25 protein-coding genes are annotated in these 25,623 nt (G+C 64.7%); 18 read left to right on the top strand and 7 right to left on the bottom strand.

The features are described 5' to 3' along the window. Positions 1–131 precede the first annotated feature (131 nt). The 12 genes from DY467_RS13680 to DY467_RS13625 all read left to right on the top strand — a co-directional run bounded on the left by DY467_RS13680 (position 132) and on the right by DY467_RS13625 (position 12,924). On the top strand, positions 132–1,052 hold the full coding sequence (locus DY467_RS13680; protein ID WP_164636680.1) for an FkbM family methyltransferase: 921 nt from the start codon (positions 132–134) through the stop codon (positions 1,050–1,052). 122 nt (positions 1,053–1,174) lie between these two features. Beyond that, positions 1,175–1,843, top strand: a complete 669-nt coding sequence (locus DY467_RS13675) for an SIS domain-containing protein (protein ID WP_011159463.1) — start codon at positions 1,175–1,177, stop codon at positions 1,841–1,843. Between the two features lie 141 nt (positions 1,844–1,984). After that, on the top strand, positions 1,985–2,923 hold the full coding sequence (locus tag DY467_RS13670; RefSeq protein WP_164636678.1) for an NAD-dependent epimerase/dehydratase family protein: 939 nt from the start codon (positions 1,985–1,987) through the stop codon (positions 2,921–2,923). Further along, positions 2,920–3,957, top strand: a complete 1,038-nt coding sequence (locus DY467_RS13665) for a GDP-mannose 4,6-dehydratase (RefSeq protein ID WP_164636676.1) — start codon at positions 2,920–2,922, stop codon at positions 3,955–3,957. Before DY467_RS13670 ends, DY467_RS13665 begins: the two co-directional genes overlap by 4 nt. 8 nt (positions 3,958–3,965) lie before the next feature. Then, complete coding sequence (locus DY467_RS13660; protein ID WP_164636674.1) at positions 3,966–4,625, top strand: class I SAM-dependent methyltransferase; 660 nt, start codon at positions 3,966–3,968, stop codon at positions 4,623–4,625. Continuing rightward, positions 4,622–5,599 carry a thiamine pyrophosphate-dependent dehydrogenase E1 component subunit alpha gene (locus DY467_RS13655; RefSeq protein WP_164636673.1) on the top strand — a complete coding sequence of 326 codons (978 nt, stop codon included), beginning with the start codon at positions 4,622–4,624 and terminating at the stop codon, positions 5,597–5,599. Before DY467_RS13660 ends, DY467_RS13655 begins: the two co-directional genes overlap by 4 nt. An 11-nt stretch (positions 5,600–5,610) precedes the next feature. Next, entirely contained in the window at positions 5,611–6,663 is a 1,053-nt protein-coding gene (locus tag DY467_RS13650) for an alpha-ketoacid dehydrogenase subunit beta (protein ID WP_164636671.1), read from the top strand. Positions 6,664–6,802: 139 nt separating this feature from the next. After that, positions 6,803–7,858: a zinc-binding dehydrogenase gene (locus DY467_RS13645; RefSeq protein ID WP_164636669.1), complete on the top strand. Its 1,056-nt coding sequence runs from the start codon at positions 6,803–6,805 to the stop codon at positions 7,856–7,858. Positions 7,859–7,863: 5 nt separating this feature from the next. Continuing rightward, on the top strand, positions 7,864–9,348 hold the full coding sequence (locus DY467_RS13640) for a PfkB family carbohydrate kinase (protein WP_164636667.1): 1,485 nt from the start codon (positions 7,864–7,866) through the stop codon (positions 9,346–9,348). Then, positions 9,345–10,295, top strand: coding sequence for a nucleotidyltransferase family protein (locus tag DY467_RS13635; protein WP_164636665.1), 951 nt, complete (start codon positions 9,345–9,347; stop codon positions 10,293–10,295). Before DY467_RS13640 ends, DY467_RS13635 begins: the two co-directional genes overlap by 4 nt. Then, on the top strand, positions 10,292–11,098 hold the full coding sequence (locus DY467_RS13630; RefSeq protein WP_164636663.1) for an SDR family NAD(P)-dependent oxidoreductase: 807 nt from the start codon (positions 10,292–10,294) through the stop codon (positions 11,096–11,098). The genes DY467_RS13635 and DY467_RS13630 overlap by 4 nt, the downstream gene beginning before the upstream one ends. 23 nt (positions 11,099–11,121) lie before the next feature. Continuing rightward, positions 11,122–12,924: a thiamine pyrophosphate-binding protein gene (locus tag DY467_RS13625; RefSeq protein WP_164636661.1), complete on the top strand. Its 1,803-nt coding sequence runs from the start codon at positions 11,122–11,124 to the stop codon at positions 12,922–12,924. A gap of 11 nt (positions 12,925–12,935) precedes the next feature. Here DY467_RS13625 and DY467_RS13620 read toward each other — a convergent pair whose 3' ends face one another. Continuing rightward, a complete protein-coding gene (locus DY467_RS13620; RefSeq protein ID WP_164636659.1) occupies positions 12,936–15,083 on the bottom strand; it encodes an O-linked N-acetylglucosamine transferase, SPINDLY family protein in 2,148 nt (715 codons plus the stop codon). 519 nt (positions 15,084–15,602) lie between these two features. Here DY467_RS13620 and DY467_RS13615 point away from each other — a divergent pair. The 3 genes from DY467_RS13615 to flaF all read left to right on the top strand — a co-directional run bounded on the left by DY467_RS13615 (position 15,603) and on the right by flaF (position 19,231). Continuing rightward, positions 15,603–18,263: a DUF1522 domain-containing protein gene (locus DY467_RS13615; RefSeq protein WP_164636658.1), complete on the top strand. Its 2,661-nt coding sequence runs from the start codon at positions 15,603–15,605 to the stop codon at positions 18,261–18,263. A gap of 215 nt (positions 18,264–18,478) precedes the next feature. After that, positions 18,479–18,859 (top strand): flagellar biosynthesis repressor FlbT, encoded by a 381-nt coding sequence (gene flbT, locus DY467_RS13610; protein ID WP_011159450.1) that lies wholly within the window; start codon positions 18,479–18,481, stop codon positions 18,857–18,859. A gap of 3 nt (positions 18,860–18,862) precedes the next feature. Continuing rightward, positions 18,863–19,231 (top strand): flagellar biosynthesis regulator FlaF, encoded by a 369-nt coding sequence (gene flaF / locus DY467_RS13605; RefSeq protein ID WP_107345617.1) that lies wholly within the window; start codon positions 18,863–18,865, stop codon positions 19,229–19,231. 114 nt (positions 19,232–19,345) lie between these two features. Here flaF and DY467_RS13600 read toward each other — a convergent pair whose 3' ends face one another. The 4 genes from DY467_RS13600 to DY467_RS13585 all read right to left on the bottom strand — a co-directional run bounded on the left by DY467_RS13600 (position 19,346) and on the right by DY467_RS13585 (position 21,862). Further along, the gene (locus DY467_RS13600) at positions 19,346–19,717 is read right to left on the bottom strand and encodes a hypothetical protein (protein WP_164636656.1); all 372 of its coding nucleotides are present in this window, start codon (positions 19,715–19,717) and stop codon (positions 19,346–19,348) included. Between the two features lie 179 nt (positions 19,718–19,896). Then, positions 19,897–20,388 (bottom strand): hypothetical protein, encoded by a 492-nt coding sequence (locus DY467_RS13595; protein WP_164636654.1) that lies wholly within the window; start codon positions 20,386–20,388, stop codon positions 19,897–19,899. 17 nt (positions 20,389–20,405) lie between these two features. After that, complete coding sequence (flgJ, locus tag DY467_RS13590; protein ID WP_107345614.1) at positions 20,406–20,741, bottom strand: flagellar assembly peptidoglycan hydrolase FlgJ; 336 nt, start codon at positions 20,739–20,741, stop codon at positions 20,406–20,408. Then, positions 20,741–21,862: a flagellar basal body P-ring protein FlgI gene (locus tag DY467_RS13585; protein WP_107345613.1), complete on the bottom strand. Its 1,122-nt coding sequence runs from the start codon at positions 21,860–21,862 to the stop codon at positions 20,741–20,743. Before DY467_RS13585 ends, flgJ begins: the two co-directional genes overlap by 1 nt. A gap of 297 nt (positions 21,863–22,159) precedes the next feature. On the opposite strand from DY467_RS13585, the gene DY467_RS13580 reads away from it, so the two are divergent. After that, entirely contained in the window at positions 22,160–22,570 is a 411-nt protein-coding gene (locus tag DY467_RS13580; protein WP_011159444.1) for a flagellar assembly protein FliX, read from the top strand. 138 nt (positions 22,571–22,708) lie between these two features. After that, positions 22,709–23,119 (top strand): RNA polymerase-binding protein DksA, encoded by a 411-nt coding sequence (gene dksA / locus DY467_RS13575; protein WP_107345612.1) that lies wholly within the window; start codon positions 22,709–22,711, stop codon positions 23,117–23,119. A gap of 110 nt (positions 23,120–23,229) precedes the next feature. On the opposite strand, the gene DY467_RS13570 is transcribed toward dksA, so the two are convergent. Both DY467_RS13570 and DY467_RS13565 read right to left on the bottom strand, forming a co-directional pair. Beyond that, positions 23,230–23,511, bottom strand: a complete 282-nt coding sequence (locus DY467_RS13570; protein ID WP_164571951.1) for a DUF3551 domain-containing protein — start codon at positions 23,509–23,511, stop codon at positions 23,230–23,232. A 197-nt stretch (positions 23,512–23,708) separates the two neighbouring features. Further along, positions 23,709–24,272: a TetR family transcriptional regulator gene (locus DY467_RS13565; RefSeq protein ID WP_107345610.1), complete on the bottom strand. Its 564-nt coding sequence runs from the start codon at positions 24,270–24,272 to the stop codon at positions 23,709–23,711. Between the two features lie 154 nt (positions 24,273–24,426). On the opposite strand from DY467_RS13565, the gene DY467_RS13560 reads away from it, so the two are divergent. After that, positions 24,427–25,614 carry an efflux RND transporter periplasmic adaptor subunit gene (locus DY467_RS13560; protein WP_349627637.1) on the top strand — a complete coding sequence of 396 codons (1,188 nt, stop codon included), beginning with the start codon at positions 24,427–24,429 and terminating at the stop codon, positions 25,612–25,614. Positions 25,615–25,623: the final 9 nt, after the last annotated feature.

Here is a 25,623-nt window from a genome sequence, read left to right as displayed (position 1 = left end):
TGAAGGCGGCGGGGGAGACCCCGCCGCCTTTCTTTCTGCCCCGGCTGCGGCCGTCCCGAAGTTCGTGTTGCGGACAGGGATGCAGTAAGGTGCAGGTGATTCGGGCTCATCTTTTTCAACGGCGCCGTTGCATGACCGATACCGCTCCGAGGGCCGATTCCAGTGCTGCGCCGGCGCCACATGCGCCGGGGCCCGACCGGATCCTCGCTGATATCATCACCGCTCTGCCCGAGCTGGCGCGGCATCACGCGCCGGGCGGGGCCGCCTATACGGCGCTGGCCTCGGCCGCGCGCAGCGCGGTGGTGGCGCTGTTCGCCCGCGGCGGCACTGACGTGTCGTTCGGGCCTTTCGGGCCGATCAGCTTTCCGTATCATCGAATGGGAGCGGTGGACTCGCTCGACCTGTTCGGCCTCGACGAGCTGATCCTGTTTTCGTTCTACTGGCAAAACCGTGGCCGCTATCGGCGCGTCGCCGACATCGGCGGCAATATCGGCCTGCACAGCCTGGTGATGGCGCGCTGCGGCTTTACGGTTGAAACCTACGAGCCGGACCCCGAGCACATCGCACTGTTTCAGGCCAATATGCGCGCCAACGACGTCACCACCGTTCATGTCAATGAGGCGGCGGTGTCGGCGCAGGCGGGGGAAGCGGAATTCCTCCGGCTGCGCGGCAACACCACCGGCAGCCATATCGCCGGCGCCAAGCTCGATCCCTATGGCGAGATCGACCGTTTCAAGGTGCGGCTCGCCGCTTTCGATGACATCGCCGCAAAGGTCGACTTCGCCAAGATCGACGCCGAAGGCCACGAGGCGGTGATCATCACCTCGCTGCCGCGCGAGCGCTGGGCGACGATCGACGTCATGCTCGAGATCGGCAGCGACGCCAACGCCGCGGCGATCTTCGACTATGCGCGCGGCGCGGGCGTGAAACTGTTCACCCAGAAGACCGGCTGGCGCCGGGCGGAGACGCTGGCCGACCTGCCGACCTCCTACAAGCAGGGCAGCGCGTTCCTCACCGCCAAGGACGCGATTCCGGGGCTGCCACCGTCATGACCTCACGCAATGGCCAGGTAGTATTCCGAGGCGATTGGCGTCGGACGCCGCGGCCGGTCATGATTTACACATTGCTAACGAATCACGCGCAACCGTGATGGCTCGGAATGCCGAGGACGCCGATGACGCAGTCGCGTAACAGCACCGCCCCCATTCCCGACGACGTCCCTGAGGATGTCGCCGCGACGCCGCTGCTGTCGAAACGGCAGATGCTCGGCTATTACGACCACCTCCGGGCTACCCTTGCCGCTGCGCAAGCCTCCGATTGTGAAGGCCGGCCGTTCGCGCAGGAAGTCGCCGCCTCGCTGGTGATTGCCTGGGCCCGCGAAGTCCATGCCGATGGCCGCAAGCTGATGTTCATCGGCAACGGAGGCAGCGCCGCGATCGCCAGCCATATGGCCACCGACTATTCCAAGAACGGCGGCATGCGCGCGCTCTGTCTCAATGACGGTGCGATGCTGACCTGTCTCGGCAACGACTACGGCTACGAGCAGGTCTTCGCAAAGCAGATCGAGCTGTTCGCGCAAGAGGGTGACCTGTTGATTGCGATCTCCTCGTCCGGTCGCTCGCCGAATATTCTCAACGCCGTCGCTGCGGCCCGTGCGCGCGGCTGTCGGGTGATCACCTTGAGCGGGTTTTCGGCCGACAATCCGCTGCGCCGCGAGGGCGACATCAATTTCTATCTGGCCTCCGATCAATATGGTTTTGTCGAGCTCGGCCATCTGACGATCTGCCATGCCATCCTCGATTTCGCCTGCGGCCAGCGCGTGCCGCTGCCGGCGGCCGGCTGACCGGACCAGGCGAGCGACGATCCGCGCGGCCCTATCAGGGCGTGCAAAAATGCGTGTATCTCTTGCTTTCAGACTTGCAGTGATTCGTCGGCGCCGTGCTCTGGCGCGCCGTGGGACTGGCTTATCAGTAGGAATGACACGATGAAGATCCTGGTGACCGGCGCCTGCGGCTACGTCGGAACCACACTGGTGCCCAAACTGCTGGCACGCGGCGATGAGGTGGTGGCGTTCGACATCATGTGGTTCGGCAACGATCTGCCGCCGCATCCCGCGCTCACCGTAGTGCGCGGGGACGTTCGCGATACCAGCTCGATCGACCTCACTGGGATCGACGCGATCGTGCATCTGGCTTCGGTCGCCAACGATCCGTGCGGCGATCTCGATCCGAAGCTGACCTGGGAGATCAGCGCGCTCGCCACCATGCAGCTCGCCGACCGTGCCGCGCGCGCCGGCATCCAGCGCTTCGTCTATGCGTCTTCGGGCAGCGTCTACGGCATCAAGGACGAGGAGCAGGTCACCGAGGATCTGACGCTGGAGCCGATCTCCGAATACAACAAAACTAAGATGGTGGCCGAGCGGGTGATGCTGAGCTACGCCGGCGACATGGCGGTGCAGATCGTGCGCCCGGCAACGGTGTGCGGGCCGTCGCCGCGGATGCGGCTCGACGTCTCGGTCAACATGCTGACCATGCAGGCGCTGACCAACGGCGAGATCACCGTGTTCGGCGGCAATCAGGTTCGCCCCAATATCCACATCGACGACATCACCGATCTGTATCTGATGCTGCTCGATCGGCCCGAGCTGCGCGGCATCTACAATGCCGGCTTCGAGAACATCTCGATCCTGGACATCGCCAAGATGGTCGACGCCCAGGTGCCGACCAAGATCACCGTCACTGCCTCGAACGATCCGCGGTCCTACCGGATCAACTCCGACAAGCTGCTGGCGACCGGCTTCAAGCCGAAGAAGACGGTGAATGATGCGATCCGCGAGATCATCGTCAAGTTCCAGCGTGGCGAATTGAAGAACGAGGATCGTCACTACAACCTGCGCTGGATGCAGCGGAGCCTGCAAGCGTGACCGGAATCGTTCCCGCGTCCGCGCCGTGTGCGATGGCCCGCGCGGGCTTCGACAAATATCTGGTGATCGGTTCGAACTCGTTCACCGGCGCCTCGATGGTCAGCTATTTGCTCGACCAGGGCGCCGACGTCGTCGGCATCAGCCGCTCCGACGAGCCGCATCCTGCGTTTCTGCCGTATCGTTGGAAGAAGGCCGATCGCTTCCGCTTTCGCAAGCTCGACCTCAACCACGATCTCGATGCGATCATGCAGCTGGTGACCGCCGAGCGGTTTCCCTGCATCATCAATTTCGCAGCCCAAAGCATGGTCGGCGAGAGCTGGGCCAACCCGGACCATTGGTTCATGACCAATGTGGTGTCGACGGTGCGGCTGCACGAGCGCCTGCGGACTTGCGACTTTCTCGAGCGCTACGTCCACGTCACGACGCCGGAAGTGTACGGTAACGCCACCGGCACGCTGACCGAGGACGCGGTGTTCGATCCGTCGACGCCCTATGCGGTGTCGCGTGCGGCCGGCGACATGAGCCTGCGTTCGTACTTCCGCGCCTACGGCTTTCCGGTGCTGTTCACCCGCGCGGCCAATGTCTATGGGCCGGGGCAGCGCCTGTACCGGATCGTGCCGCGCACCATCCTGTTCATCAAGCTCGGTCGTAAGCTGCAGTTGCACGGCGGCGGCACCTCGGAGCGCTCGTTCATCCATGCCGCCGATGTGGCCGATGCGACCCGCCGGATCGCCTGCAACGGCAAGCTCGGCGACAGCTATCACATCTCCACGGACCGCATCGTCACCATCCGCGCGCTGGTCGAAATGATCTGCTCGATGATGGGGGCGCGGTTCCAGGAACAGGTCGAGATCGTCGGCGAGCGGCTCGGCAAGGACGCCGCCTACAAGCTCGACAGCAGCAAGCTGCGTAGCGAGCTCGGCTGGACCGACCAGATCACGCTGGAGCAGGGCATCGAACAGACGATCGCCTGGATCGATCGCTGGTTCGAGGAACTGAAGAGCCAGCCGTTCGACTACGCGCACAAGCCTTGAGGGCCGCAATGGGTCAGGAAATCGATCTGCTCGTCAACTATCCGCGCACCACGCGCAATGTCGACGAGCGCGGCCAGACCAAATCGGAAGAGGATCGCGCGATTGCGCGACGCTTCGGCAAGGAGTTCTTCGATGGCGACCGCCGCCACGGCTACGGCGGCTTCAACTACATGCCGCGGTTCTGGCAGCCGGTGATCCCGACCTTCCAGCAGCATTTCGGCCTGTCGGCGTCGTCTTCAGTGCTCGATGTTGGCTGCGCCAAGGGCTTCATGCTGCACGATATGGCCGAGCTGATCCCCGGCATCACCGTGAAGGGCGTCGACGTCTCGGATTACGCGATCGAGCACGCGATCGACGATATGAAGCCGCATGTCAGCGTCGCCAGCGCGACGAAGCTGCCGTTCGCCGACAAGTCGTTCGACGTGGTGATCTCGATCAACACCGTGCACAACCTCGTTCGTGATGACTGCGCCACCGCGCTGCGCGAGATCGAGCGGGTGGCGCGGAAGGGCGCGTTCATCACCGTCGATGCCTATCGCGACGACGAAGAGAAACGCCGGATGATGGCGTGGAACCTGACCGCGCAGACCATCATGCATGTCGACGAGTGGAAGACGTTCTTCGCCGAGATCGGTTACACCGGCGATTACTACTGGTTCATCCCATGAACCCTGAGACCTCGCGCCGCCTGCTGTTCGACATGCTGCGGATCCGCAGCGTGGAGGAGACCATCGCGGCGCGCTACGGCGAGCAGAAGATTCGCTGCCCGACGCATCTGTCGGTGGGGCAGGAAGCGGTTGCCGCGGCGGCGGGCGCGGCGCTGAGGCCGACCGATCTCGCGGTGAGCGGCCATCGCGCCCACGCGCATTATCTCGCTAAGGGCGGCAACCTGAAGGCGATGATCGCCGAGATCTACGGCAAGGCCACCGGCTGCGCCCGCGGCAAGGGCGGCTCGATGCATCTGGTCGACGAGAGCGTCGGCTTCATGGGCTCGACCGCAATCGTCGGCGGCACGGTGCCGGTCGGCGTCGGGCTGTCCTATCCGATGAAGCTGAACAACACCGGGCAGATCTCCTGTGTGTTCCTTGGCGACGCGGTGCCGGAGACCGGCGTGTTCTTCGAGTCGGTGAACTTCGCGGTGGTGAAGAAACTTCCCGTGCTGTTCCTGTGCGAGAACAATGGCTACTCGGTGTATTCGCCGCTGTCGGTGCGGCAGCCGCCCGGCCGCAAGTTGTATGAGCTGGTCGCCGGCTTTGGCCTTGAGACGCATCACGGCGATGGCAATGATGCGCGCGCGGTGTATGCGGCGCTCAGCGAAGGCGTGGCGGCGATCCGGGCCGGCGAGGGGCCACGGTTCTACGAGTTCGAGACCTATCGCTGGCGCGAACATTGCGGCCCGATGTACGACAACGACCTCGGCTATCGCTCGGTGGCTGAATACGAGGCTTGGAAGCTGCGCGATCCGGTGCTGGCGCTGCAGCGCACGCTGATCACCGAAGCCATCGTGACCGACGCCGATGTGGCCGATATGCAGGCCGAAATCGATGCCGAGATTGAGGAGGCGTTCGCCTTCGCAGAAAGCTCGCCGTTCCCGCCGCCCGAAGACGCCTTCACCGACGTCTATGCGTCGGCAGCAGGCTAGGGGAGGGCGGAATGGCAACCAGCTTCGCCGCCGCCATCTGGGATGGGCTCGCCACAGCGCTTGCGGCCGATGACGACGTGATCTGCTTCGGTCTCGGCACGGATGATCCCAAGGGCGTGTTCGGCACCACGCTCGATCTGCATAAGCAGTTCGGCCCGGATCGCGTGTTCGATATGCCGACGTCGGAAGCGGCGATGACCGGTTTTGCGATCGGCGCCGCGCTGAACGGCATGCGGCCGGTGCTGACGCATCAGCGGCTCGACTTCGCGCTGCTGTCGCTCGATCAGCTCGTCAACAATGCCGCCAAATGGCGCTTCATGTTCGGCGGCAAGCGCGGCGTGCCGATCACCATCCGGATGATCATCGGTCGCGGCTGGGGCCAGGGACCGACCCATTCGCAGAGCCTGCAATCTTGGTTCGCGCATATTCCCGGCCTGAAGGTGGTGATGCCGACCACCGCCGAGGACGCCAAGACGCTGCTGCTCGGGGCAATCTTCGACGACGATCCGGTGATCTTCCTGGAGCATCGTTGGCTGCACAATATGAAGGGCGAGGTCCCGGCCGGCGATGTCCGGGAGCCTTTGGGCAAGGCGCGTCTGGTACGCCGCGGCGATGCGGTGACCATCGTGGCAATGAGCTACATGACGGTGGAGGCGCTGCACGCCGTCGATCATCTCGCCGCTCAGGGCATCGCTTGCGATCTGATCGACCTGCGCAGCATTCGTCCGCTGGACTGGCCGACGGTGATCACCTCGGTGCAGAAGACCGGGCGGCTGCTTGCGCTCGACAGTGGGCATCTGACCGGCGGCGTCGCCGGCGAGATCGTAGCGCGGATCGCCACCGATCACTTCGCCAGCCTCAAGAGCGCGCCGCAGCGCCTCGCCGCGCCCGACGTGCCGGAAGCGACCAGCCCGGCGCTGACCAAGAATTATCACGTCCGCGCCGAACACATCGCCGATGCCGTCGGCCGGATGCTCGGCCGCGACGTCGAAACCGCCTCTCTGGTCGCCCAGCGCACCTTCCCACACGACGTGCCGGGCACCTGGTTCTCAGGACCGTTTTGAGGGCGATGATGACACCGACTCTCAACGTCATTGCGAGCGAAGCGACGAAGCAATCCAGCGCCGGGCATGACGCTATGGATTGCTTCGCTTCGCTCGCAATGACGGGGATGGTGTGGGCGTCTGCACAGCGGAGGCCGCCATGTCCGTGACCTTCCGGGCGGCGGTGTTGCATGAACTCGATCAGCCGCTGCGGATCGAGACGGTCGAGGCGCCGCCGCTCGCAGCGGGGCAGGTCCTGGTCAAGCTGGCTTACTCCGGTGTCTGCCACAGTCAGGTGATGGAAGCGCGCGGCGGACGCGGGCCGGATCGCTATCTGCCGCATATGCTCGGCCACGAAGGCTCGGGCGTTGTCGTCGAGACCGGCGCGGGCGTCACCAAGGTTAAGCGTGGCGACCGTGTCATTCTCGGCTGGATCAAGGGGCAGGGCGCCGACACCCAGGGCGTGCGCTACGCCAACGGGGAGCGGGTCATCAACGCCGGCGCGGTGACGACATTCAACGAATATGCCGTCGTCGCGGAAAACCGCGTCACGCCGCTGCCGGCCGGGCTGCCGATGGACGTTGCGGTGCTGTTCGGCTGTGCGCTGCCGGTCGGCGCCGGCATCGTTATCAACATCGCCAAGCCGCAGCCGGGCGCGACATTGGCGATCTTCGGTCTCGGCGGCATCGGGCTTGCCGCACTGATGGCCTGCAAGCTGTTCGCCTGCAAGCAGGTGATCGCGGTCGACGTCGAGCCCGCCAAGCTGAAGATGGCGGCCGAACTCGGCGCCACCACGGTGATCGACGCCTCGCGCAGCGATCCGGTCGAGGAGATCCGAAAGCTCACCGGTGGCCTCGGCGTCGACTACGCGATTGAATCCGCTGGACTCACCCGCGTCATCGAGCAAGCGTTCGACGCCACGCGGCGGTTCGGCGGACTGTGCGTGTTCGCCTCGCATCCGCGCAGCGGTGAGAAGATCGCGCTCGATCCGTTCGAACTGATCTGCGGCAAGCGGATCCTCGGCACCTGGGGCGGCGACAGCAAGCCGGAACGCGACATCGAATTGCTGGCAGGGCTGTACCGCGACGGCAAGCTGCCGCTCGATGCGATGTTCACCCGCCGCTACGCGCTCGACGAGATCAACGAGGCGCTGGACGATCTGGAGCATCGCCGCAGCGTGCGCCCGCTGATCGAAATCGATCCGTCGCTGAGGTGATGCCGATGCCGCATCCCGAGACCAGCACCGAGCTTGCGGAGATCCGGAAAAAGGCGGGTCGTCGGCGCAGCATCGTGTTCGTCGCCGGTAATTTCAACATCGTTCATCCCGGCCATCTGCGGCTTCTGAAATTCGCCGCCGATTGCGGCGACTATCTGGTCGTCGGCGTCACTGCCGAAACGGGTTACGACTGGATGCTGCCGGCCGAGCTGCGGCTCGAAGGTGTGCGCGCCATCGGCGTGGTCGACCACGCCTTTCTGCTGCACGATGCTGCGGAGGATTTCATCGCGGCGCTGCAGCCGAATGTCGTTGTGAAAGGCAAGGAGCACGAGGGCGCCGACAATCCCGAAAAGGCGGTGCTCGACGGTTATGGCGGCCGCCTGGTGTTCTCCTCCGGCGAGGTCGCGTTCTCGTCGCTCGATCTGATCAAGCGCGAGTTCCGAGAATTCAATCCGTCGTCGATCGTCAAGCCGCTCGACTATCCGCGTCGGCATCGTTTCGAATTGGCCGAACTGAAGAACGTGCTGGCCGGATTTCCGAAGCTGCGCGTGCTGGTGATCGGCGATCTGATCGTCGACGAATATATCGCTTGCGATCCGCTCGGCCTGTCGCAGGAAGATCCGACCATCGTGGTGACGCCGGTGCTGCGCGAACTGTTCGTCGGCGGCGCCGGCATCGTCGCCGGTCATGCGGCCGGCATGGGCGCGCAGGTCGGCCTGCTCACCGTCGGCGGCGGCGACGCGATGGCGGACTTTGCCCAGGAGCGGCTGGCTTCCTACAACGTCGACGCCACCATCCTCACCGACGAGAGCCGGCCGACCACGACGAAGCAGCGGTTCCGCGCCGGCAACAAGACGCTGCTGCGCGTCAGCCACCTCAAGCAGCACGACGTCGATGCCGATCTGCAGACCCGGATGCTGGAGACGATCGAGCACCGGCTGCCGACGACTGATCTGGTGGTGTTCTCCGACTTCAATTACGGCTGCCTGCCGTCTCGGTTGGTCGAGGCGATCGGGCAGGCGTGCCGCGCTCGCGGCGTGCCGATGGTTGCCGACAGCCAATCATCGTCGCAGGTCGGTGATATTTCGCGGTTCACCGAGATGCTGCTGATCAAGCCGACCGAGCGCGAAGCGCGGCTGGCGATGCGCGATTTCGACTCCGGTCTCGTCGTGCTGGTTGAAGCCTTGCGCGAAAAGGCACGCGCCAAGAACGTGATCCTGACGCTGGCAGCCGAGGGCCTGTTGGTGCACGCCGAGACCAGCAGCGCCGGCACGGTGGTGACCGATCGGCTGCCGGCGTTCAACACCGCGCCGAAGGACGCGGCGGGCGCCGGCGACTCGTTCTTCGTCTGCGCCGCGCTGGCGCTGGCGATCGGCACCGACATCTGGCGTAGTGCGTACTTGGCCTCGATCGCCGCCGCCTGCCAGGTCGGCCGGATCGGCAATATCCCAGTCACCGCCCGCGATATCATCCGGGAGCTCGACACGTGAGCGGCGGCTCCAAGGCGTTGCTGGTCGCGGCCGGCCTCGGCACGCGGCTGGCGCCGCTCACCGACGTGCTGCCGAAGTGCCTGATGCCGATCGCCGGGCGCCCGCTGCTCGGGCTGTGGTTGCAGATGCTGAGTGAGGCCGGGTTTTCGGAGATCGTCGTCAATCTGCATCACCACGCCGATCTCGTGAGCGAGTACATCCGCCGCAGTCCGTGGGCGGAGCGCGTGATCCTTGCGCCCGAAACCACGCTGCTCGGCACCGCCGGCACGCTGCTGCGGCAGCGGGAGCGCTTGACGGAAGGGCCGACGCTGTTCGCCCATGCCGACAATCTCAGCCTGTTCGATCCGCGCGCCTTCCTCGCCGCCCATGCGGGGCGCCCCCCAGATACGGCGATGACGATGATGAGCTTCGTCACCGATCAGCCTCAGAGCTGCGGCATCCTCACGCTCGATTCTGCTGGGCGCGTGCTGGAGATGGATGAGAAGCCGCACCATCCCAAGGGCAATCTCGCCAACGCTGCGGTGTATATCGTCGAGCCCGAGGTGATCGACTTCATCGCCTCGCTCGGCAAGCCTGTGGCGGATTTCTCGACTGAAGTGCTGCCCGTCTTCATGAGGCGGATCTTCGCGTTCCACAACGGCAGCTATCACCGTGACATCGGCAATCCGGCGAGCCTGGCGCTGGCGCAGCTCGACTTTCCGCTGTCGTTGTTGTCCGCAGCCTTTCCCGGTCATTGCGAGGAGCACCCGGATCGGCGCTTTGCGCCGTCCGAGCACAGGCTCCGCGACGAAGCAATCCTTCGCCGCGCAGTGAAGCCCCTAGATTGCGTCGCTTCGCTCGCAATGACAACCGACGATCCCTGGTATGGCCTGATGACCGACAACAACGGCGCTCTCGCGCAAGCCTTTGCCCAGGCTGCGGCAAAGACCTACGGGGGCCAGCGATGAGCGGCAGCGTCATCATCGCGGCGATCTCCAGTGACATCGGCATCAAGCTGGCGCAGCTCTATCGCGCGCAGGGCTACGATGTCATCGGCACGTATCGGTCGAGCGAGAATTTGAGCGAGCTGCAGGCTGACGCCGGCATTCATCTGGTGCATTGCGATCTGACCGATGCCAGCAGCGTGCGCAGTGCGGCGGCGGAGATCGCGGCGCTCGGCAATCCCTGGGAGCGGCTGATCAGTGCCGCGGGGCAATTGTCGCCGATCGGCGATTTCTTCGGGCGTGATTTCGAGGAGTGGGCGGCGTCGCTGTCGCTGAATTCCGTCGCTCAGATGCGGCTGCTGCACGCGCTGTATCCGCTGCGTGCGCAAGCCTCGACCGCCAAGGTCGCGTTCCTGGTTGGGGGCGGCATCAACGGCCCGTTCCGCAACTACTCGGCCTATTGTCTCGGCAAGGTGATGCTGGTGAAGCTGTGCGAGCTGCTCGACGACGAGTATGCGGACGTGCACGCGATCGCGGTCGGCACCGGCTGGGTCAACACCAAGATCCATCGCCAGACCGTTGATGCCGGCGACGACGCAGGCGTCAATCTGCGCCGCACGCTGGAGTTTCTCGACAGCGGCGCGCAGGGAACGTCCTACGAGGACATCTTCGGCTGCATCGAATGGGCGTTTGAGGCAGGCCGCGCCGCGACCGGCGGGCGCAATTTCTCGGTGGTGCACGATGCCTGGCGCGATGGCGGCGCGGCGCTGACCGATCGGCTCGCCGCTGATCCGAACATCTACAAGTTGCGCCGGCACGGCAATTGATCGGCCGCGCAAGGAGGACACGCGTGAAGCTCTCCGACTACGTCATCGATTTCCTGGCGCGGCGCGGCGTCACCCATGTGTTCGGCATTTCGGGCGGCGCAGCAGTGCATATGTTCGACTCCGCGCAGCGCCATCCGGATGTCACGCCGATCTTCCCGCAGCACGAGCAGGCGGCTGCGATCGCGGCGGACGGCTATGCGCGTGCCACCGGCAAGCTCGGCGTCGCCATCACCACCTCTGGCCCCGGCGCCACCAACCTGCTGACCGGCGTGTGCTGCGCCTATTACGATTCGGTGCCGACGCTGATGATCACCGGACAGGTCGCGACCCATCGGCTGAAGGGCAAGAACCAGATCCGTCAGCTCGGCTTTCAGGAGACCGACGTCACCTCCATTTTCGCCACGGTGACTAAATACGCGGTGCAGATCTCCGATCCCACCACGATCCGCTATCATCTGGAGAAGGCCTATCATCTCGCGTTCGAGGGACGGCCCGGTTCGGTGCTGATCGATCTGCCGGACGATCTGCAGCGCGCCGAGATTGATCCCGACGCGTTGCCGGGCTTCACGCCCGAGCCTGCAGCCGCACCGAGCGATCTCGACGCGGAGATTGCGGCGCTGCTGCCGCTGATCGCGCGCGCGAAACGTCCCGCGCTGATCCTCGGCGGCGGGCTTGCGACACCGCGGATCGGAGCCGCGCTCGATCAACTCGTCGATCGCCTCGGCATGCCGGTGCTGACCACCTGGGCTGCCACCGATCTGATCGCGGCTGATCATCCGCTGCGGGTTGGGCCGTTCGGTGTCTATGGGCCGCGGCGCGGTAACTTCACGGTGCAGAACGCCGACATGATCCTGTGCCTTGGCAGCCGGCTGTCGCAGAACGTCACCGGCGGCATTCTGCCGTCGTTCGCGCGCGAAGCGACGATCGTGATGGTCGATGCCAGTCGGGGCGAGATGGACAAGTTCGATGATCGCGGCATTCGTATCGCGACTCGTATCGCGGCTCGACTGGACGAATTCGTGCCGAAGCTGCTCGCCGCAGTCGAGGCGGCGCCGCCGCGCGAGCCCTGGCTGAATACGATCGCGCATTGGCGCATCGCCTTGCCGGACGATCGACCGGGCTCCGCTCCCGACAATGCCGGCTTCGTCGACGCTTATGACTTCGTCGATAAGCTCAGCGATGCGGCGCCGGCCGACGAGCTGATCTATGTCGACACCGGCGGCAACCTGACCTGGACCTGCAACGGCTTTCGCATCAAGCGCGGCCAGCGGTTGATCTCGGACTGGAACAACACCGCGATGGGCTACGCGCTGGCGGCATCGATCGGCGCCGCGGTGCAGGCGAAGGGCAGCGTCACCTGCATCATCGGCGACGGCGGCCTGATGCTGTCGCTCGGTGAGCTGGCGCTGCTGAAGCGACACGAACTGCCGGTGCGGCTGATGCTGTTCAACAATCATGGCCACGGCATCCAGAAGCAGACGCTGGAGACCTGGCTCGACGGCCACTATGTCGGCGTCGATGCACCAAGCGGATTGTCGTTTGTGGACTTCCGCAAAGTCGCCGAGGCGATGGATCTGCCGGTGGTCACGATCAGCCGCAGCGCCGATATCGCCGAGCAGCTCCGCGAGGTTTATGCCCGCAAGGGGCCGGTGTTCTGTAACGTCGAGATCAACCCGGCGCAGAAGCTGTATCCGGTGCTGAAGTTCGGCGCGCCGCTGGAGAGCCAGTTGCCGTCGATCGACGATGAACTGATCAAGCGCGAAATGCTGATCGCGCCATTTGTCCCCGGTGTGGCGCCGAAGCACAGCGGCGGCGCGGGGGTGTAGCGCAGGCGGCCTCAACGCCCGCGGCGCAGCGCCCGGTCCTTGGCCTCGTCGAACGGGGTGGTGCACCAGCGCTTCCACATCGTCCGGTAGGCGTCTTCGACCGCGCGCGTGTAGGCAGCCGGGCCGCAGCGCTGCAGGATGAAATCGCGCAGGCCGCGGCGGATCAAGCGCAGCCGGTCCAGATCAGGCTTGCTGGCAATCTCGATGTAGCGCGCATCGTCGGTGGCAACGAAGTCGGGCAGGCCAGCCGCAGCCAGCACCGCGCAGCCGACCCGGCTGGGCACGGTTTGGCCGAGCCGGCTGACCACCGGCACGCCCATGTGCAACGCTTCCCAGGTCGAGACACCGCCGGCCTGGGGGAACGGGTCGAGGCAAAGATCGATCTGCTTCAGCGTTTCGAGGTGGTCCTGACGCGAGCTCGAGCCGAGCAGGGTGATACGGCTGGCCGCGATGCCGCGCGCGCCGAACTTCTCCAGCAGCGTCTGTCGCACCGCGGGGTCGTCGATCTGATGATCCTTCAGGATCAGCCGGGAGGTCGGTGATGCGGAGAGCACCTGCGACCAGACGTCGATCGCCGCGTCGGAGATCTTGGAGATGCGGTTCAACGAGCCGTAGGTCAGGTAGCCGTTGCGGTCGAAGGGCAGCTCCGCAGAGCTCCATTGCTGCGGCAGCGGCTCGATGATGACGATCGACGGCAGATTATAGACCGCCTCGGCATAGAGATGGCGGTCTTCGGCCGGGATCGCCACCGGGTCGCCGAGCAGATAGTCCATCACCGGCAGGCCGGTGCCGGTCGCATGGCCCCAGGCGGTGACTTGCACCGGGGCCGGCTTGCGGGCGAACACGCGTAGCCGGTTGCCGCTGGAATGGCCGGAGAGGTCGACCAGGATATCGACTTTGTCCTGCTTGATCTGGTCGGCGAGCTGCTGGTCGCTCATCAGGGTCGCATCCCGCCATTTGTCGGCGGCTGCTTCGAAGGTGTGGGTGGAATCGTCCGGCACCACCACGCCCGAATATAGGATCACCTCGAACTGGCTGTGATCGTGATGTTCGATCACCGGGCGGAACGAGAATGCCGCCGAATGCGCACGGAAGTCGGCCGACACATAGCCGACCACCAGACGCCGATCCGGATCGCGGTCGTTGATCGGCGGCGAGGCGCAGGCGCGATAGATCGGTGCGCCGATTTGCGTCCACCAGCTCTTGCGGGCCTCCTGCTGGGGCTCGACTCCGATGCCGGCGCAGAAATCCATCGAGAAGATCTTGCTGGAGATCGCCGCTTCGTAGTTCGGCATCAGCTCCAGCGCGCGGCTATGCAAGGCGATCGCGGTCTCGGCATCGCCGAGCGAGGCCATGCAGTTGCCCAGCAGCGTCAGCGCCATGACCGAGTTCGGCTCGATCTTGAGCACGGCGGTGCAGGTCGCGAGCGCGTCCTTGACGTTGCGCATGAACAGCAGGGTCTCGGCACGGGCGAGGCCGGCGACGACCGGCCGCTTGCCGATCGACAGCGCGCGATCGTAGCTCGCCAGCGCCTTGTCGAGTTGCTTCAGCTCCTTATAGGTTCCGGCGCGGTTCATGAAGGCGACGTCGTTGAGCGGATCGATCTCGATCGCCTTGTCGTAGTTCGCCAGCGCCTCGGGATAGCGTCCGAGCTTGTGCAGCGCGTTGCCGCGATCGTTCCAGGTGTCGGCGCGATCCGGCGTCAGTTCGATCGCCTTGTCGTAGCTGGCGATCGCGTCCTCATAGCGGGCAAGGCCGGTGAGGGCGAGGCCGCGGTTGGCGTGGGCCAGCATCAGCGTCGGATCAATTGCGATCGCTTTGTCGCACGACACGAGCGCGTCGTCGTAGCGGCCGACGGCGATCAGCATGCTGCCCATGTCGGAGTGGGCCTGCGCCGCCTTCGGATCGATCAGCAGGGCGCGCTTCAGCGTCTTGATGCCGAGCTCGGCGTTGCCGCTCTGATACTCGGCGAGCGCGTAGAAGTGCAGCGCCATGAAATTGTCGGGCGCCTTCTTCAGCACCTTCTTATAGGCGGAGCGGGCCTCGTCGAGCTGGCCCTGCTGATGCAGCACGCGTGCGCGCATCAATAGCAGCGCGGGCTCGTAAGCCTTGTCGGAGGTGTTGCGGGTGGGAATGGCCTTGCTGCGTCCAGGCTGCATCTCAAGGATCCGAATCTGATGGAGTGATGGTAGCTCCTCAGGCCCTGTGACGCACCTCAGAGAACCCGTAGGCGGGTGATCCTCCGTCAGCCGTGTAAATAATTCATAAACCATGCTGGACCGGCCGTCTGAATCCCGTGCCGGTCCACGGGTCGGCTTGGTGGTGTCGGATCGCCGGTGCCCGAATGAGCGAATCAGTTAATAAATTGGTCGCTAACCGGGCAGGGGTGATCGCGGGCAAACACCCGATCTATTGATTTAATTGACCTTTTTACCCTTAAGACGCTGTTAACCATATTTTAAATGGCCCCCGCCATAGTCCCGGGTGCTCAGGAAGAAGGTAGGCCGAGAATCGGCCGCGTTGATCCGGTGCGCACGTGTGTCGTGCAGCCGAGGTCCCTCTCCAGAACAGGCGTCTAAACACAACCGGCAAGTGTCGCAGCGGCAACGACCGTTCGACGCGAGCAGCGACGTGCGACTGAAGGTCGACGTCCAGCGCGGATCAGGAAGGTTTGCACCATGGCTGATGTGGTTCTCTCGGCAGCGGTTCGCCAGAATCTGCTATCGCTGCAGTCGACTGCCGATCTGTTGGCGACGACGCAGAACCGTCTTGCTTCCGGCAAGAAGGTCAACACCGCGCTCGACAATCCGACTAATTTCTTCACCGCAGCAGGGCTCGATAGCCGCGCCAGCGACATCAACAACCTGCTCGACGGCATCGGCAACGGCGTCCAGATCCTGCAGGCGGCCAACACCGGCATCACCTCGCTCAACAAGCTGATCGACACCGCCAAGTCGATCGCCAACCAGGCGCTGCAGTCGAACGTCGGCTATTCCACTAAATCCAACGTTGCGGCGACCATCGCGGGCGCCACTCCGAACGATCTGCGCGGCACCCAGACCTTCGCCAGCGCGATCGCGACCAGCAACGTGATCTATGACGGCACCGCCGGCGGCACCAGCGGCGTGTCGCTGACCGACACGTTGGGCGGCGCCATCGGCTCGCTGCCCGGCACCGCGGTCACCAAGAACGTTCCGACCGATGCGACCTCGACGGGTGGTGTGCTCTACACCGGCACCGCGACGGCGACTGCGACCGGCACCGATCTGATCTCGTCGCTCACCAACGGTTTGACCACGACTCCGACCGGCCCGCAGGCCGGCGATGTGCTGGTCGTCGATGGCAAGACCATCACCTTCACCGCCACCGGCACTCCGACGGTCGACAGCAACGGCAACTATACGATCGGCGTCAATCAGCCGATCAATGCGCTGCTCGCCACGGTCGACACCATCAACGGCAACACCAGCAATCCATCGGTGGTCAACGCCAGCGGCCACCTCGAGCTGCACACCGGCACCAACCGCGCGCTGTCGATCTCCGACACCTCGGGTGGCACGGTGCTGGCCAAGCTCGGCTTCAGCGCACCGGTGTCGACATCGCTCGGCACTGGCGCCGCGTCGCCGATCACTGCCAGCACCAAGCTGTTCAACACGGTGGGCGGCCTGGGCGCTGCGATCGCCGACGGCACCACGCTGACGGTGAACGGCAAGACCATCACCTTCAAGGCGTCCGATCCGCCGTCGCCGGCCGGCCTGCTGGTCGGGTCCGGTGTGCTCGGCAACATCGTTGCCGACTCCCAGGGCAATTCGACGATCTATCTCGGCACCAGCAACACCTTCACCAACGCCACCGTCGGCGACGTGCTGACGTCGATCGATCTTGCCAGCGGCGTCAAGTCGGCCAACATCTCGGGCGGCGTTGCGACCTTCACGGCCAACGGTACGCCATCCTCGATCAGCGGTACCGGCGTGGTTACGCTGAATTCTTCGACCGGCGCTGACCTCCACGTCACCGGTCCGGCCGACTTGCTAAAGTCGCTCAATCTCACCACCTCGACTGGTTCCGGCCCGACTACGCTCGACGCGCCGCGTATCACCGGGCCCTCCACGATCGGCACGCTGATCGACGATGGCTCGATCCTCACCGTCAACGGCAAGACCATCACCTTCAAGAACGCGCCGGTCCCGCTCGCCTCGGCGACCCACACCGGCGTGACTGGCCACGTCGAGACCGACGGGCTCGGCAATTCGACCGTCTATTTGCAGGGCGGCACCGTCGCCGACGTGCTGAAAGCGATCGACCTTGCCACCGGCGTGCAGACCGCGACGCTGTCGCAGACCGGTGCGACGCTGACGACCCAGCTCGGCTCCGCCAATTCGTCGCTGTCGAGCGGCTCGCTGAAGATCTCGACCGGCAGCGCCTCCGACCTCACCATCAGCGGCACCGGCAATGCCATGCTGGCGCTCGGCCTCGCCGGCAACACCGGCACCTCGACGGTGTTCCAGGCGTCGCGCGCCTCCGGCGCCGGCGGCGTCTCCGGCAAGACCATGACCTTCACCGCCTTCAAGGGCGGCACGCCGGTCAGCGTCACGTTCGGCGACGGTACCGGCGGCACGGTGAAGACGCTGGCGCAGCTCAACGCCGCGCTCGCGCCGAACAACCTCACCGCGCAGGTCGACGCCAATGGCGTGCTGATGATCTCGGCGAGCAACGACTACGCGTCGTCGACGCTCGGCTCGGCTGCGGACGGCGGCGTGCTCGGCGGCTCGATCACCTCGACCCTGACCTTCACCACGCCGAACCCGCCGGTCGCCGATCTCAATTCGCAGGCGGCGCGCGCCAAGCTGGTCGAGCAGTACAACAACGTCATCGCGCAGATCACCACCACGTCGCAGGACGCGTCGTTCAACGGCGTCAACCTGCTGAACGGCGACACGCTGAAGCTGGTGTTCAACGAAACCGGCAATTCGACGCTGACCATCGTCGGCACCGCGCTGACGCCCGCAGCGCTTGGCCTGCCGACGCTGGTCGCCGGCACCGACTTCATCGACAACGCCGCGACCAACAGGACGCTCGCTGCGCTCAACACCGCGTCGACCACGCTGCGCTCGCAGGCGTCGTCCTACGGTTCAAACCTGTCGATCGTGCAGATCCGCCAGAACTTCGCCAAGAGCCTGATCAACGTGCTGCAGACCGGCTCGGCGAACCTGACGCTCGCCGATACCAACGAAGAAGCGGCCAACAGTCAGGCGCTGTCGACCCGGCAATCGATCGCGGTGTCGGCGCTGTCGCTGGCCAACCAGTCGCAGCAGAGCGTCCTGCAATTGCTGCGGTAATCGCAACGGCCCCGGCCTCGCGCCGGGGCGGCGATCACGGGGCGGCCACGTCCCGGGCGGCGGCGCGATTCGGCGTCGTGCAATCTCCCGTTGCATTTTTCCCCTGAAAGTACGGCGCGTTGGTACTGGATCGATTCGCAAACCCTGCGCATAAGGAAAAAGGGCTGGAGGATGAGTCGATCTCGGTCCCGTGACCATATGCGAAGGGAGAAGCGATGCCTCTGCGAGTCGAATTGAAGCCGTTCGAGCGGATCGTGATCGGCCAGAGCGTGATCACCAACTCCGACACCCGCACCACGTTTCTGATCGACGGCGATGCGCCGATTCTGCGCGAGAAGGACATTCTCACCGCGGAGACTGCGAACACGCCGGTGAAGCGAATCTATCTCTGTGTGCAGATGATGTATCTGCAGAACGACATCCCAGCTTATCAGGATTTGTATCTAGGTTTCATCAAAGAGTTGATCGAAGCCGTGCCGAGCTTCCGCGAAACGATTGAAGCAACCAGTAATCATATCTTAAGCGGCAATCTCTATAAGGCACTCAGAGAGCTGCGCCCCCTCATCAAGCGTGAAGAAGAATTGTTGTCGAGGTAGCCGATGTCGAGTGCCGCGCAAGCTTACGCCAGAACGGCGCAGAGGACTGCATCTCCCCGCGAGATCGAAGCGCAGGCGCTGCTGAAGGCGGCTAAGCAATTGCAGGACGTCGTCACGAACTGGGACGAGAAGGGTGCGATCGGACTTCAGGAAGCGCTGTTGTTCAATCGCAAACTTTGGTCGATCTTCGTCACCGAGGCGATGCGCGACGACAATCCGCAGTCGATCGAGATCCGGCAGAACATCGCCAACATCGGCGTGTTCGTGATGAGCCAGTCCAGCGCCTTGCAGATCAAGCCGGAAGTCGAACGCCTGCAGGCGCTGATCGACATCAATCGCAACATCGCCGCGGGTCTCAGCGGCCGTCCGTAACGCAATGGCCGTTGCGGTGTTTGCGCTCTGCTCACATCATTTCCTCTGCGCAGCGCAAAGCGCCCGCGCCCGCAACCGGCGGGCCGGGAGATTCGGTCTCATTCCAACTCGGCGTCAGGCGACGCGGTCGGTTGCGAGCGATCCGATGCGCTGCGGCTTCGATTGATCGAGTTCGCGGAAGTAAGCGCGTGCCTTGAGCTGCCAGGAATCAGGATACTGGCTGATCACCGACTGCGTGTTCTGATCGACCGCCACGTACACCATCTCGGCCGCAGCCTGATCGAAGATCACCTGGCGGGCGATCGAAGACGCAGGGTTGCTTCCGGACTTGGTGGCAGTCGTCGCCGATCCGCCGTCTGCCGCGGTGACGCTTTGTGGCGCCGGCAGATCGGTCGGTACGGCCGCTTGCACCGCCTCAGGCTCCGGCCTGAGGATCGGCGTGATCACCGGCGCCCCCACCGGCTTGATGTTGAAATCGATACTCATGTCAGCCTCCTGGCCTCCATCAGGTCAATCCCACACCTCCTCGAGCATCGTGGCAAACAGTTCTGAAATTCCTCCTGCAAAGATTCCGATGATTTAAATCGAAAGCTTTGCATCGCGCAGGCGTGCAACATCTCGCGCCAATGCGCGTCGGGCCTGCAAGGTCGTCGTGAGGGGAGGCGTTACAGCGAACGGCTGACTGCGATTGGCGTCAGCTGGCGCGGACTCGGACCGGTGTGACGGCCGTAGGCGGTGTAGGTCTGCGGCGCGTTGCGCTTCTGCACTTCGGCGTTGACGCCTCGCACGATGCCTTCCGACACCGCATGCGCGGTGGCGAGCACGGTCAGGTTGACCTGCAGCATCGCGCGGAACACTTCGTGATGCCGGTGCAGCGTCGCGAGCAGGTCCGGCGTCGCTTTGGACATGTAGGGCTGGCTGGCGCGCACCAGCGTGATCGCGCTGATGTAGCGCTTGGTGCCTTCGGTCTTGTCGACCTCGAGCCGCATCGCTTCGGCGATCTTGCCGGCACGGACCAGCTCGGTCTCGTGTTCGATCACCTTCAGCAGCGAATCCATCAGCGTGATCAGGCCCTCGGCGAGCTTGCGCGCGTCGGCGGGCGTTGCCACCGGTTGAACGGCGGCGGGCTGGGCTTGCGGGCGTTGCATCGCGGTCATGGCGTCGTCCTTTGCGCTTAGGAGCGGGCTGCCTGTTGCAGGATCAGCGAGCGGTACACGTCGGTGGCGATGCCGACGCCACCGGCCTTGGCGACCATCTGCGAATGCTGTTCGGTCAGCATCGAACGCCAAACGCCGGTGCCGACGGTGTCGCCGAACGGTCCTTCGCCCTTCAGCCCGGAAGTCATCTGCGAGAACATGGTGTTGAGAAACATCGCCTCGAAGTCCTTGGCGGTCTTCTGGGCCTTGTCCTGGACCTGCGCCGGCACCTTCGACAGCGCTTCGGCGAGGGCAAAGTCGGGCCGCCCGTTATAGGTCGGCAGGGTCGGCCCGTAGGTCGTGGCGATCGTCATCACATCACCTCGATGTCGGCTTCAATGGCGCCGGCGGCCTTGATCGCCTGCAGGATGCCGATCAGGTCGCGCGGGCCGATGCCGAGGCTGTTGAGGCCGTCGACCAGCTGCTGCAGCGACACCCCGTCCTTGACCACGGCGAGCTTCTTGCCGTCTTCGGTGACCCCGATCCTGGAATTCGGCGTGACGACGGTGCGGCCGCCGCCGAGCGGATTCGGCTGGCTCACCTGCGGACTTTCGGAGATCGACACCGTCAGGTTGCCCTGGGCCACCGCCACGGTGGCAACTCGGACGTCACGACCCATGACTATGATACCGCTGCGTTCGTCGATTACGATCTTGGCGGCCTGGTCCGGTTCGACCTGCAACTGCTCGATCTCGGTGAGCAGTGCCACCGCGTTGCCCTTGAACTCGCCGGGGATCGAAAGCTGGACGGTCGACGGGTCGAGCGGCTCGGCGCATTTGGTGCCGAGGTAGTCGTTGACGGCGGCGGCGATCCGCTTGGCGGTGGTGAAGTCGGCATTGCGCAGCGCCAGACGCACGTTCGGCAGCCGGTTCAGGGCGAATTCGATCTCGCGCTCGATGATGGCGCCATTGGCGATCCGGCCGACCGTCGGCACGCCGCGGGTGATCTTGGCGGCTTCGCCCTCGGCCTGGAAACCGCCGATCGCCAGCGAGCCCTGGGCGACCGCGTAGACGTTGCCGTCGGCGCCGAGCAGGGGGGTGACCAGCAGGGTGCCGCCCTGCAGGTTCTTGGCGTCGCCCAGCGCCGAGACGGTGACGTCCATCCGGGTGCCCTGGGTGGCGAACGGCGGCAGATTGCCGGTGACCATCACGGCGGCGACGTTGCCGGTGCGGATGGTGGCGCCGCGGATGTTGACGCCCATACGTTCCAGCATCGCCTGCAGCGACTGCTTGGTGAAGGGGATGTTGTTGAGGGTGTCGCCGGTGCCGTTGAGGCCGACCACCAGGCCGTAACCGATCAGCTGGTTCTGGCGGATGCCTTCGATATTGGCGAGGTCCTTGATGCGCGACGTCGCATTGGCCCCCACGCCCGACAGGAGCAGCACGCACAGCGCCGCCGCAGCCAGCCTTACGAGTTGGGTCGATACGCGCGGCATTGTCGGCTCCTGTCGATCCATCGCCGCTGTTGCGAACGATGCGGTCAGTCTTTCCTTGCCAGTCCTGTGCCACCCGCGAATCTGAAGCAACTTGTTGATTTTCCGAGGGGAAGTTCCCTTCTCCGGAGTTCCGTTTGGGTTCCAACCGCGGCGAAACTGCCGTCACCGGCAATTCTTGCCGGGCTGTTTACCCATCGTTAACCATAAACCGCTTTGCTGCGGATCGGGGGCCTCAGCCCTGTTGCCGCCCTGGGTGTAAGCTGTTCCTCGGCGAGCCTGGACACGGCGAGAGATACGATGCGCATTTACGGTCCGAACGGCACCACCACATCGACCGGCTCCGGCACTGTCCGGCGCTCCGGATCGAGCACGTTTTCGCTCCCCACCGCCCCAACGCAATCGGAAGCCAAGCCGATCAGTGCGCCGCGGCCGCCGGCGGCGCTGGATGCGCTGCTCGCCATGCAGGGGGTGGAGGATGCCACCGAACGCCGCAAGCGCTCGGTGCAGCGCGGACGGACAGCGCTCGATGCGCTCGACGATCTGAAGATCGGCCTGCTGTCGGGGATGCTGGACGGTGCAACGGTGGCGCGGCTGCGCGCGGCGGCGGCCGAACTGAAGAACTCCTCCGGCGATCCCGGCCTCGACGCGGTACTGGCGGAGATCGAGCTGCGGGTCGAGGTCGAACTCGCCAAAGCCGGCCAAGCCTAAGCCTGCGATTCCTGTTCCCCAGCTATTCCGCCGTTCCGGTGCGATCGGCGCGGACGATATTGTCTGTCACAACCCAGCGCTATATAAGCTGCCGCGCAGGCGGGGTGTTTACCGCCTGATGTGGATCATGGATTGCCCTTGGAAAAGTTGAAAGACTATCGACCATCCGAGAAAGAGCCGTTCATGAACGAGCGGCAGCGCGATTATTTTCGCGCCAAATTGTTGGCTTGGAAGGACGAGATCCTGCGTGAAGCCAAACTCACGCTCCAGGCACTGCAGGAAGAGAACGTCAATCATCCCGACTTGGCTGATCGCGCCTCCTCCGAAACCGACCGCGCTATTGAGCTGCGCGCTCGCGACCGTCAACGCAAGCTGATCGCCAAGATCGACGCAGCACTGCAACGTATCGAAGATAACACCTACGGCTATTGCGAAGAGACCGGCGAGCCGATCTCTCTCAAGCGGCTCGAGGCGCGCCCGATTGCGACGCTCTCGGTCGAAGCCCAGGAGCGCCATGAGAAGCGCGAAAAGGTGTATCGCGACGAATAGGTCGGTGGCCTGATCAAAGTTTTACGGCGTCGCTTCCGAGAGGAAGCGGCGCCGTTGTTTTTTGGAGCTGGCGTTTAGGGCCGTTGCGCGCGCGAAATAAGCGCAGCTGATTAGTGCCGGCGCTTGCGCGGCTGCTGTTGCGGCGGCGGAACGTCTTGCGGCTCGGCGGCCTGCTGCTGCGCACGGAACGCTACCACCGGATTGATGTCGCAATAGGCGCGGGTGCCGGAAGCCGTCACCATGCACTGCTGGTACGAGTCGAACTGGCAATTACCCGGATAGCCCCATTCGCCGCCTTGCAGGCAGTAGGGGAAATCGCGGGCCGAGGCCGGAGCCGCCGCCAGGGTGAGGATGGTCGCTGCCGCGAGCAAAGCGGCGCCGGTCTTGGTCATCTGATCTCTCCATTGGGCCCGGCCATTCCTCGCAGGAATCGCCGAACACGGCGGAACGTAGCGTCCCCGGGACGCGATACAACTACGATCGCGGGATGCCGTCGATGCGCCGGATCATGTCTGCGGATGTCTGGGCCAGTGAGTTGTGATCGGTCGTGATGCGGCGTGTGCGTCTCGCGGGTCTTTAGCTTTCCCGCTCAGTCTTTCCGAGTCATTGCCAACAGTCGCGCCAGCAGCTTCTTGGGGTCCATCCGAAGATCCGGGGCGAGGTGGCTGAGGTCGGCGAGCCAGGCGCCATCGGCGGCGAGTCGCACGATCTCCAGCGCCGGTGCCGAGTCGGTCTTTTTATACTTCGTCAGCCATGCCCGCATTCTGGCAGACCAGCGCGGTCGCAACAGCGGGTCGGTCATCATCGATACCGCCAAAGCGCCGCCGCACTGGCTATCGTCTTGTTCGCTGAGATTGAAGGTCGCCCGGACATAGGCGCGGGTGAAGCAGCCGTAACTGGAATGATCATCCTGTAGAGCCTCTTCGACGGCGGCACCGAAGATGTCGAGCTGGGCGTCGAAGACCGCCTCGATTAACTTCTCCTTGGTCGCAAAATGATGAAATAGGCCGCCTTTTGTGACGCCTGCGGCGGCGGCAACGGCCTGCACCGTTACCGCTTGTAGCCCCCGCTCCATCGCCAGAGTGGCGGCACAATCGATCAAGGCGCGGCGGACGACTTCCGGTTGTTTCTTTCGCTCATGGGCGCTGCTCATTGCGGCGAGACAACTTTCTTTAGAACGACTGTGGTGAATCCTGGCGTCGCCCCGTTGTCATTGTCAAGAATGTAATATACCAACCGGATGGTATCTTTTGAGCGGTTTGCGGCGGCCGGGGGGCTCGCAGCCGTGCGGAGCAAAGGTGAGTTGCGTGACGACGAAGACAAAGGCCGCCCTCCGGGCCGCTTGCGCGTTTGGCGTGGTGGTGAGTCTGGCCGGCTGCGGTGACGGCAAACAAGCAGGAGCCGACAAGCAGGCGCCGCCGGTCGTGGTGAGCGTGGTCACAGTCGTGCCGGAGACGCTGCGCATCGTCAGCGATCTGCCCGGCCGCATCGCGCCGACGCGGATCGCGGAAGTGCGTCCGCGGGTCTCGGGCATCATCATCGAGCGCGTGTTCCAACAAGGTACCATCGTCAAGCAGGGCGACGTGCTGTACCGGCTGGACCCGGCGCCGTTCCAGGTTCGTGTCGCCAGCGCCAAGGCGACGCTGCAGCGTGCGGTGGCAACACGCACGCTGGCGGCCCAGCAGGCCGAGCGCCAGACCCGGCTGAAGGATCGCGACGTCACCACAGTCCAACTCTACGACAAGGCAGTCGCCGAACTGGCACAGGCCGAGGCGGATGAGGCCTCCGCGCGCGCCGGCCTGCAGGCCGCCGAGCTCGATCTGCAATACACCGAAGTCCGTGCGCCGATCACCGGCCGCATCGGACGGGCGCTGATCACCGAAGGCGCACTGTTCACCGTCGGTGGCAGCGAAAGCCTGGCGACCATTCAGCAGCTCGATCCGGTCTATGCCGACTTCACGCAATCCGCCAACGAGCTGTTGGCGTTGAAGCGGGCCGCGCAACAGTCAGCGAAGGCCGGCGATGCGATCGAGGCCGAGGTGCGTCTGCGGTTCGACGACGGCGCGAGCTACGCGCATCGCGGCCGCCTCCTGTTCTCTGAAGCTTCTGTCGACGCCACCACTGGTCAGGTCACGCTGCGCGGCGAGTTTCCTAATCCGGACGGCGATTTGTTGCCCGGCATGTATGTTCGCGTGCAGCTGGTGCAGGGCGAGCAGCTCAATGCGCTGGCGGTGCCCGAGCGCGCGCTCCGCCGCGATCCGGGCGGACAGGCGCAGCTCTACGTCGTTTCGGTCGATCGCAAAGCCGAGTTTCGCCCCGTGACGCCGTCGCGGCTGGTCGACGGTCGCTGGATCATCGCCAGCGGTCTCCATCCCGGCGATGCCGTCGTCGTGCAGGGCTTTCAGGCGCTGTCGCCGGGAGCGGCGGTCGATCCGAAGCCGTGGCCGAACGCGGCGGCCGCTGGTACGACCAGCGCCGCCTCGCAGGCGAAGTGAGGCTCGGCG

It is taken from the genome of Rhodopseudomonas sp. BR0G17 (assembly GCF_010907025.1).
GTDB lineage: Bacteria > Pseudomonadota > Alphaproteobacteria > Rhizobiales > Xanthobacteraceae > Rhodopseudomonas > Rhodopseudomonas palustris_H.
Note: the sequence above shows the minus strand (reverse complement) of the source record. Positions and strands in the feature narration are given on the sequence as shown.